The sequence below is a fragment of the Aeromonas sp. HMWF015 genome (assembly GCF_963878965.1).
GTDB lineage: Bacteria > Pseudomonadota > Gammaproteobacteria > Enterobacterales > Aeromonadaceae > Aeromonas > Aeromonas veronii.
Genome location: NZ_CAWNZT010000138.1, coordinates 1 through 1,881, shown reverse-complemented (window position 1 = coordinate 1,881; position 1,881 = coordinate 1). Strand labels below are relative to the sequence as shown.

At 50.8% G+C, this 1,881-nt stretch carries 2 protein-coding genes and 1 pseudogene; all 3 read left to right on the top strand.

The window, feature by feature from the left end:
• The coding region (locus tag AACS18_RS07270; RefSeq protein ID WP_146184866.1) for a tail fiber domain-containing protein at nucleotides 1–601 on the top strand (601 nt) is incomplete at its 5' end.
• Nucleotides 564–1,040 (top strand): hypothetical protein, encoded by a 477-nt coding sequence (locus AACS18_RS07265; protein WP_146184865.1) that lies wholly within the window; start codon nucleotides 564–566, stop codon nucleotides 1,038–1,040. The genes AACS18_RS07270 and AACS18_RS07265, both read left to right, overlap by 38 nt.
• 129 nt (nucleotides 1,041–1,169) lie before the next feature.
• Nucleotides 1,170–1,881 (top strand): annotated as a pseudogene (locus AACS18_RS07260) (hypothetical protein); the annotation flags it as partial.

Genomic DNA, 1,881 nt, shown 5'->3' with positions numbered 1-1,881 from the left:
CCTGACTGGTGTACCAACGCAAGCAACCCGCTGGCCGACTTGGACTGAGATAACCAACAAACCTGCGTTAGCAGCCGCCAATCATACCCACCCATATATGTCAGATGGCGGCTCATATAGCACCATTTATATGAAAAACTGGTTCCGCTCTAATGGTGATACTGGGTGGTATAACCAAACCTATGGTGGTGGTGTCTACATGATCGACACCACATGGGTGCGCATCTATAACAACAAAAAACTCCACGTTTCGAATACTGATGCCAACGCAATTGATACTGCTGGCGGTGTTTATGCCGCTGGTAATGGCAATTTCAACGATGTTTATATTCGCTCAGACAGGCGTCTAAAGTCTGAATTTACCCCTATCAACAATGCCCTCGATAAACTCAAGCGTCTGACTGGTTGGATCTACACCAAGAATGGGCAGAGGGAAGCAGGGCTGATTGCCCAAGAGGTAGCTGAGGTGCAGCCAGAGTCGGTCTATCTCAATGAGGATGGATACCTGTCACTGGCCGGTGCTGGCATTGTTGCACTGGTCATCGAGGCGATTAAAGAGCTGGATGAAAAGCTGGGGGCGCTTAATGGCCGTACCAAATAAGCCATTTTGGTTATCCGTAGCCAACGCTGAGTTCAATGCAAATCGCTGGGCGTCAAATATTTTGAGCCAGGCCAATTTATCACTTCCACGAAATGTAGGTGAGCTTGCAGGTAAGAGTTCATCTGTCGTTCTGAATTTAACAATCGGCGAATACAGCCCGGGGTATGAAACCCAACTGGGATATCAGAGGGGAGTGATGGGAGGTATTTCTACAGGTCAGTTCGAAGGGAAAAATATCGAGCACTTCATGTGCTACGACGATCTGCCGAACACACTCTTTTTTTCCTTGGAAGGAAGCACAGCAAAACCGATCCTGGTAACTATATCAGGCCTTGGCTCTGCCCTCATCGAGGGCGATTATGGCACATTCAACTCGATTTACAGTTATTTCAATGCAAGGCGTGGTTCAGTGGTTCAGGTCACACTAGCCACCGGATAAACAGCCTAAATAATGAATAACCGAGGCGGCATTGACTATGGCGAATGAAATCTCCCGCCTTAGTACTACCTCACGTTTGCCCTGCTCTAACGAGCGGGGCTTTTTCATCTCTGGCTTTTGGGAAACACAATGCCATTGATCAACATCGTGACTATGCGAGGTATGGTGCTTCGCCTGGCAGACCATCTATTGCCGGACGAAGCAGCCACCTTGGCCCAGGATTGTCATTTTGACCGTGGGGTGGTGGCACCACTGATGGCTGACAAAGCGCTTGGGAGCACCTTACCGATCATCCCAAAGACATTGTTCCACTACTACGGAGATCACTGGTTTGCCTGGAACAAGCAGGTTGAGGTCATGCGCTCCCCAATTGCACAGGATCAGTACAGTCGGGTTTACTTCACCGATGGCGAGTTTCCAAAACTAACCTATGACGCCATCGCGACCGGAGGGAGCCGCAAGCCTAGTGCCTGGTACCGTCTTGGCGTACCGGCTCCAACCACTCCGCCTAACATGCAGTCTGTCACACCACCGAGTGGCACTAAGGATGATGACCCTACCGACGATGAGACCAGATTCTATGTGGAGACCTATGTAACTGGGCTTGGTGAAGAGGGCGCTCCTGGCCCTGCAAGTGGCAAGGCCACAATCACCATTCCGGGATCCACCGTCGTTGTGGGGCTGTCACCAGTTCCAACCAACAACAGCAATATTACTCGACGCCGGCTCTATAGATCTGTTTCTGGGGGCGGTTTGGCGGACTACTTGCTAGTTGCGGAGCTTCCCATTGCGACCATGACCTACAGCGACAGCAAGAAAAGTGGTGAGCTTGGGCCGGTTC

Excerpts from the sequence above, each read along its gene's own strand:
- AACS18_RS07265 (WP_146184865.1), top strand. The coding sequence starts at position 564 with ATGAAAAGCTGGGGGCGCTTAATGGCCGTACCAAATAAGCCATTTTGG.